We start from the raw sequence: 7,599 nt of genomic DNA, 5'->3' as shown, positions 1-7,599 counted from the left end.
GATGCGTCATGGCCGCCGGCGGTCATCTCGGTCTGTCGAGCCTGCTGGGCAGCCTGGAAAGCATTGTGGGCGGTGCTCATGGGTCGTTATCACGGTCGAGAGAAACCTGCACACACTCTACTGCGACGTGGGTCTCACGATCTGCGGCGCCGTTGGCATTTCTGAACATGGCTGTACAGGATTTGCCTTATTCCGGCGCAAGCCGCCACTTCAGCCGTGAGCCAGCTTGCCGTCCGGATGATCGGCGGTCAGCAGCAGGACCTCGTTGGCCACCCGATGCAAAGGCAACACGTGCTGCGCGGCGCCGAGCCTGACCGCGGTCCCCGGCATGCCCCACACCACGCTGGTTGCTTCATCCTGCGCGATCGTGGGTGCGCCAGCAGCCAGCATTTCCTTCAAACCACGGGCGCCATCGTCGCCCATGCCGGTGAGAATCACGCCTACCGCGTTGGGCCCGACGTTCTGGGCCACCGAACGGAACATCACATCCACGCTGGGACGATGACGATTCACGTGCGGACCGTTGCTCAAGCGGCAACGGTAGCGGGCACCGTCACGCTCCACCAGCAAGTGTTGATCGCCGGGGGCGATGTACACGTGACCGGGAAGGATGTACTGGCCATCGCTCGCTTCGCACACCGCCATCGCCGAGCAACGATTCATGCGTTCGGCAAAAGCTTTGCTGAAAGCCGCCGGAATGTGCTGCGAGATCACCACTGCCGGCGCATCCGGCGGCAACGCCTCGAGCACTTCACGAATCGCCTCCGTGCCACCGGTTGATGCACCGATGGCAATGATGCGATCGGTGGTACGCAGCACGCGCTTGGTAGTCGATGCCGGCAGCACCGCATCGGCGCTGTGGCGCGCTTCAGTGTTCAATGCGGCGACCACTGGCGACTTGCGAACGGGGCGCGCGTTGATGCGAGCGCCCGCGGCCATCTTCACCTTGGCGATCAGCTCTTCGGCGTAGCTGGCGAGGCTGCCGGCAACGTCGACCTTGGGCTTGGTGACGAAATCGATCGCGCCGAGCTCGAGCGCCCGCAAAGTGACATCGGCACCCTTCTGCGTCAGCGACGACACCATGACCACGGGCATGGGGCGCAGGCGCATCAGGTTCTCGAGGAAGGTAATGCCGTCCATGCGTGGCATTTCCACGTCCAGCGTGATCACGTCCGGATTGAGCTGCTTGATGCGCTCGCGCGCCGCGTACGGATCAGTGGCGGTACCGACGATCTCGATGTCGCGATCCTTGCTGAGCATTTCGCTCAGCAGCTTGCGCACCAGGGCCGAGTCGTCGACGATCAGTAGTTTTATTGGCATGACATCCGCCGCCTCGACCGGTCACCAGCCATTGGTCACCGGCCACGTCTAGAACAGGTCGATCTCGCCAGCCACCGGCGTCTTCTCCAGTCCCTTGAGGTATTGCTGCTCGTGCGAAGCGACGTCCCTGGTGTGGCTCGAAGTCAGGTGGCGTACACGTACGCGACCCGTCAACGGGAAATACTGCACGTGCCGCGGGCAGGTATCGCCCACGTCCTCGGAAGTCACGCGCAAGCCTTCCTGCTTGAGGAACTCGCGCACGAAAGTCACATTGTGGTCGCCGACATCGGTCAGCGTCTTCAACACGCGGCCACCGCCGAAAATCTTCACTTCCAGGTCGGCGCGGGTGCCGCCGGCCTTCAGAATGCGGTTGATCAATTGCTCCATGGAGGCGCTGCCATAGCGGGTGGCGCGGCCGGCGGCGCCGGTCTCCCATGCATCGTGCCCGTTGCCGCTGGGGCGCGGCAGCATGAAATGATTCATGCCGCCGATGCCGAGCCGGGGATTGCGAATGCAGGCCGAAACACACGAGCCGAGCACCGTATCCAGCACTTCATCGTGAGTCGTGACGTAGAAGTCGCCGGGCAACAGCTTGGCGATCACCTGGCCGTGCGGGTTGGTGTAGCGCCGGATGTTTTCGAAGCCGGGCAACGCCCTGGTCAGCGGTGGCTTAACCATGCCCGCCTCCGTTGCGGCGGTAGATGGTCTTGCCGACCAGCTTGAAGGGCGCGGTGCCTGCATGAATGGATTCCGAGTGGCCGATACACAGATAACCGCCCGGCGCGAGCATCTCGCTGAAGCGGTTCACCAGCTTCTCGCGCGTCGGTTGGTCGAAATAGATCATCACGTTGCGGCAGAAGATCACATCGAACGGCCCCTTCATCGGCCACGCATGCAACAGATTGAGCGTGCGGAACGTAATCAGGGATTTGAGCGTCTGCTTGGCAACCGCGCAGCCGGCATGCTCGCCCGCGCCTTTCTGGAAGAACTTCTTCAAGCGCTCCTGCGACACGCTCGCCATGCGATCCAGCGGATAGATGCCCGAGGACGCGGCGGCGATCACGTCACTGTCGATGTCGGTCGCCAGGATCTTGAAGTCGTAGCGCGGCGATGACGGCAGCACTTCGGCGGCGGCGATGGCGATACAGTAGGGCTCCTCGCCCGTCGAGCAACCGGCCGACCAGATGCGCAGGCGCCGCGAGGCGGCATTGCGCTTCATCGCCTCGGGCAGCATGTACGAGGACAATGCCTCGAAGTGATGATTCTCGCGAAAGAACGAAGTGACGTTGGTGGTGATGGCGTTGATCAGCCCCACCAGCTCTTCGGGACCTGCGTCGCGCAGATATTCGCAATAGGCCTCGTAGCTCGGCAGCCCGAGCTCGCGCAGGCGTCGCGCGAGGCGACCTTGCACCAGCTGACGCTTGTTGGGCCCCAGCACGATGCCGGCGTTCTCACCCACCACGTGACGAATGAAGTCGAACTCGGCGTCACCGAGCTGAGGTCCATAGTGCGCGGTTTCGGAGATCGAGGCGGAAACTGAGGCTGGCGTCGGCATGGGATAGCGGTTCGCGGTTGGCGGTTAGCGGTTGGGCAAGAGGCTTGGCGGCATCATTCACCTCTGACTGACCACCAACCACTAACCGCCAACCGCTGCTTCAGGCTGCGGGCGGCAGCGCCACTCCCGTGACGTCCGCGCCGATCAATTGATCGATGTCGAGCAGCATCACCATGCGGCCCGACACGGCAGCCAGACCTTCGATGAACTCGGTGCTGACGTGCTCGCCGAACTCCGGCGCCGGCTTCACGTCGCTGGCGGACACGTCGATCACGTCCGAGACGCCGTCGACGACCACGCCGAAATCGCGGCGGCCCACCGCCGACTGCACCGACAGCACGATGATGACGGTGAGCGGGGTGTACTCCGCATGCTGCAGATTGAAGCGCATGCGCAGATCCACGATCGGCACGATCGAGCCGCGCAGGTTCAGGACGCCCAGCACGTGGTTCGGTGCTTGCGGGATCCGCGTCACCGGGGACCAGCCGCGGATCTCCTGGACTCGCAGAATGTCCACGCCGTAGGTTTCATCGCCCAGGGTGAAGGTCAGCACCTGGTTGGAACCCGCAGCGGCAGCATCGATCTGCGCGGCAACTTCATTGGTCATGAAACAAGTCTCCTACTCGGCTGCCGGGTACGACGCCGGCGACGGGCCGGCGTCAAGGGCAGCGCTATTCAGGTTTATCGGCCTTTTCCAGCACACACTGAGTAAGACATTCGCTGCATCGTGTGTGCGCCGGTCGCGGCTGGCCCGTTACCGGTTAAAAGTCGCTCCACTGGCTGTCGTCACCGCTGGCGCGAGCTAGGGGCGCCGGCGCACTGTGGGCCACAGCCTTCGGCTTGGTCGCGCCCAGCCCGGCCTTGCGGACGGCGGGACGCGGCTTGGCGACCGGGGCGACCGCAGCCGAGCTCATGCGCACGACTTCAGAGTGCACGGGCGAACTCGAACCAGTGATGCCGCTGCCATCGGCGCGACGGAAGTAACCTATCTGCGCGACCAGCGTGCCCGACTGCTGTTCCATGGACTTGCTGGCAGCAGAAGCTTCTTCCACCAACGCGGCGTTCTGCTGCGTGACGTTGTCCATCTGGCTGACGGCGTTGTTGACCTGCTCGATGCCGGCCGACTGTTCCTCGGACGCAGCCGCGATCTCGGCGACGATGTCGGTGACCTTCTTGACGCTTTCCATGATCTCCGAGAGCGTCTGGCCCGACTCGTCCACCAGCTCCGAACCGACCTTGACCTTCTCGACGGAGTCGTTGATGAGGTCCTTGATCTCTTTCGCGGCGCTGGCGCTGCGCTGGGCGAGGTTGCGCACTTCGGTGGCCACCACCGCGAAGCCACGACCTTGTTCGCCGGCACGGGCCGCTTCCACAGCGGCGTTCAACGCCAGCAGGTTGGTCTGGAAGGCGATCTCGTCGATCACGCTGATGATGTCGGCGATCTTGCGGCTGGAGTTGTTGATCTCGCCCACCGCCGCGATCGCGCGCTGGACCACGGCACCGCCGCGCTCCGCCTGCTCGCGAGCACCCACGGCCAGCTGATTCGCCTGGCGCGCGTTGTCCGCGTTCTGTTTCACCGTCGCGGTCATCTGTTCCATGCTGGAAGCCGTTTCTTCCAGGGCAGCAGCCTGTTCCTGCGTGCGCTGAGACAGATCGTCATTGCCATGCGACAGCTGGCGAGCCGCCGCGCCGACCGCGTCCGCGCTGCCGCGCACGCCACCGACGATTTCGACCAGCTTGCCGTCCATGCGCTTGAGCGCTTCGAGCAACCGGCCCAGCTCATCGCGGCTCTCGACGCGCACGTCGTTGCCCAGCTCGCCGCTGGCGATGCGATCGGCGATGTTCACCGCCGCGTTCAGCGTGCTGACGATGGAACGAATGATCAGCAGACCCAGCACCGCCGACAGGCCGATGCCGACCACGATGGCGCCGATGATGAAGGCGCTGGCCTTCTTGAAAGAGCGGTCCGCCTCGGTGCGCATCTGCTGCGCCACGTCGATCTGGGTCTTGAGCAGGCTGTCGCCGGCGTTGGTGAGACTCACATACGCGGGCCGCGCCTTCTCGATCAGCGCGCTTTCGGCGGAGCCGAAACTGCCGGACTGGGCCGCCAGCAGCGCTTCCTGCACGTGGCTCAGGACTTCGCTGCCATGACGGCGGAACTGCTCGACGATCTCGCGTTCCTTGTCGGTGAGCTCGGTGGCTTCGAGCTTGCGCAGCAGGTCTTTGACTTCGCTTTCACGCTCCTGGAGCAGATCCATCGCGCCCTTCACCGCGGCAGCATCCTGGCGGATGACCACTTCCTCGGCTTTCTCGAGCACCGCGCGCTCGTGCGTCTCGATGGTGCCGACCCAGCCCGTGGGCATGAAGCGATTGGAGAAAATCGCATCCAGATCGGCGTTGGAGGACTTGGTGCCGCTGAGGCCGATGACACCGACCAGGATCAGTACGATCCCCGCCAGCGCCAATGTGGCGAACAGCTTGGCCTTCACTGAAATATTCCACGTATTCATGACGACGATCCTTAGCTCCGCTTTTTGAGCCCAAACTTTTTCTGAAACAAAACCCAAATCCTCACGCGCGCCTGTCATCGATCCGGTTCAGGCGCTTTACGCCGCAAGTCAAGCAGCCAGCTGCTGCGTGGCGACCCGGATCAATCCCGGCACGTCGAGAATCAGCGCCACGGCGCCATCTCCCAGGATGGTCGCGCCCGACACGCCGTCGACCCGACGGAAATTCGTTTCCAACGACTTGATGACCACTTGCTGCTGGCCGAGCAGATCGTCGACGAACAGGCCCACTTTGCGGCCCTCGCCTTCCACGACCATGATCAAGCCCTCGTGCAGCTGGGTAGTGCGCGGCTCGATGCCGAACACTTCATGCACGCGCACCACCGGCACATAGCCGTCGCGGAACCAGAACACCTCGCCCTGGCCGGCGACGCGGTTGACCATGTTCGGCTTCAACTGCAACGACTCGATGATGGTGATCAGCGGCACGATGTAGGTCTCGGTGCCGACCGCCACCGACTGGCCGTCGACGATGGCCAGGGTCAGCGGCAACGTGATGATGAAACGCGAGCCCTCGCCCGGCGTGGAGCGAACTTCGATGGTGCCGCCCAGCTCCTTGATGTTCCGGCGCACCACGTCCATGCCGACACCGCGGCCGGAAATATCGGTGGTCTGCTCGGCCGTGGAGAAGCCGGCCATGAAGATCAGCTCGTAGATCTGCTCGTCGCTCAACTGGTCGTTCGGGCCGACCAGATTGCGCTCGCGCGCCTTCTCGAGGATGCGGTCCTTGTTCAGCCCGCCGCCGTCGTCGCCGACTTCGACGGTGATGCTGCCACCCTTGTGATAGGCCTCGAGATACACGGTGCCGTTCGGCGTCTTGCCGGCGGCGGTGCGCACGTCGGGCATTTCGATGCCGTGGTCGACGCTGTTGCGCACCAGGTGCACCAGCGGATCGCCGATCTTTTCCATGACCGTCTTGTCCAGCTCGGTCTGGTCGCCGGTCATCTTCAGATCGACCTGCTTGCCAAGCCGCTGGCTCAGATCGCGCACCATGCGCGGGAAGCGGCTGAACACGAAGCTGATGGGCAACATGCGCACGCGCATGACGCTTTCCTGCAGCTCGCGAACGTTTCTTTCCAGCGTCGCCAGACCCGAGCGCAACTGCTCGGCGGCATGGCCGGTGAACTTGCTGCCCAGCTGCGTGAGCATGGACTGGGTGATGACCAGCTCGCCGACGGTGTTCATCAGCTCGTCGATCTTCTCGGTGCTGACGCGGATCGAGCCGCCGTCGTGCATCTGGCCCGCTTTGGGCGTTTCGGCCGCGGCGGCCGGCGCGGCGTGCGGCGGTTCGGGCGCCTTGACTGCTTCGGCAGGCTTGGCGTCGGCAATGTTCACGACGTTCGAAGGCTTCGCGTCCGCCGCAGCAGCCTCCGGTGCGACCGCTTCGACCTTGGCGACGGCAGGAACTTCCTCTTCGGTAATTTCCAGCTCGCAGTCGCCCTCGGCCCAATCGAACACCTGATTGACAACGTCGCGCGGTACGTCGGTGTCGAGCGTGAGATCCCAGGCGAGATAGCAGGATTCCGGATCGAGGTCCTCGAGCGACGGCAACGCATTGCTATCGAGCTTGACAGTGAGCTGACCCAGCTCGCCCAACTCGCGCAGCATGCGCAACGGGTCATTGCCGTGCACGAACAGCTGCGGATACGGACGGAACGCAATGCGCCAGCGATGCGCGGCGAGCGGTGCCTCGCTCGACTCGGCAACGGGGGCAACTGCAGCCGGAGCGGCTTCGGCAGCAGGCGCAACCGCGGCCGGCTGATTCTTCTGCACGATCGCCAGCTCGAGGTCGAACTGCAGGTCGGCAACTTTCTGCGCATCGATCGGCTCTTTGCGCTGCACCGAGCGCAGCATGTCGCGCATCACGTCCACTGACTTCAGCAGCAGATCGGTGACGTGGCGAGTCACCTGCATGCGATTGGCGCGCAGCTCATCGAGCAGGGTTTCGCAAGTGTGGGTGAACGAGGCCACCTCGGAGAAACCGAAGGTCGCGCTGCCCCCCTTGATCGAGTGCGCCACGCGGAAGATGGTGCCGATCAGCTCGGGCTCGGGGGCACCGAGGTTGAGCTTGAGCAGCGCCGCCTCCATCGAGTCGAGCGCTTCGAAGCTCTCTTCAAAAAAGGCATCGTGGAATTGGGCGAGATCGATGGCCACTTT

6 protein-coding genes are annotated in these 7,599 nt (G+C 63.9%); all 6 read right to left on the bottom strand.

Annotation, left to right across the window (positions count from 1 at the left end; all coding sequences use genetic code 11):
- Positions 1-210 precede the first annotated feature (210 nt).
- The gene (locus tag VGE08_RS22215) at positions 211-1,320 is read right to left on the bottom strand and encodes a chemotaxis response regulator protein-glutamate methylesterase (RefSeq protein ID WP_331070120.1); all 1,110 of its coding nucleotides are present in this window, start codon (positions 1,318-1,320) and stop codon (positions 211-213) included.
- Positions 1,321-1,368: 48 nt separating this feature from the next.
- Positions 1,369-1,998, bottom strand: a complete 630-nt coding sequence (gene cheD, locus VGE08_RS22210) for a chemoreceptor glutamine deamidase CheD (protein ID WP_331070119.1) — start codon at positions 1,996-1,998, stop codon at positions 1,369-1,371.
- On the bottom strand, positions 1,991-2,875 hold the full coding sequence (locus VGE08_RS22205) for a protein-glutamate O-methyltransferase CheR (protein ID WP_331070118.1): 885 nt from the start codon (positions 2,873-2,875) through the stop codon (positions 1,991-1,993). Before VGE08_RS22205 ends, cheD begins: the two co-directional genes overlap by 8 nt.
- 100 nt (positions 2,876-2,975) lie before the next feature.
- The gene (locus VGE08_RS22200) at positions 2,976-3,482 is read right to left on the bottom strand and encodes a chemotaxis protein CheW (protein WP_331070117.1); all 507 of its coding nucleotides are present in this window, start codon (positions 3,480-3,482) and stop codon (positions 2,976-2,978) included.
- Positions 3,483-3,636: 154 nt separating this feature from the next.
- Positions 3,637-5,385, bottom strand: a complete 1,749-nt coding sequence (locus VGE08_RS22195) for a methyl-accepting chemotaxis protein (RefSeq protein ID WP_331070116.1) — start codon at positions 5,383-5,385, stop codon at positions 3,637-3,639.
- A gap of 108 nt (positions 5,386-5,493) precedes the next feature.
- Positions 5,494-7,596: a chemotaxis protein CheA gene (locus VGE08_RS22190; RefSeq protein ID WP_331070115.1), complete on the bottom strand. Its 2,103-nt coding sequence runs from the start codon at positions 7,594-7,596 to the stop codon at positions 5,494-5,496.
- Positions 7,597-7,599 lie beyond the last annotated feature (3 nt).

Source organism: Steroidobacter sp. (genome assembly GCF_036406195.1).
In the GTDB taxonomy this organism is placed as follows: Bacteria; Pseudomonadota; Gammaproteobacteria; order Steroidobacterales; family Steroidobacteraceae; genus Steroidobacter.
The sequence above is the reverse complement of the archived record's forward strand: the minus strand, read 5'-3'. Positions and strand labels throughout refer to the sequence as shown.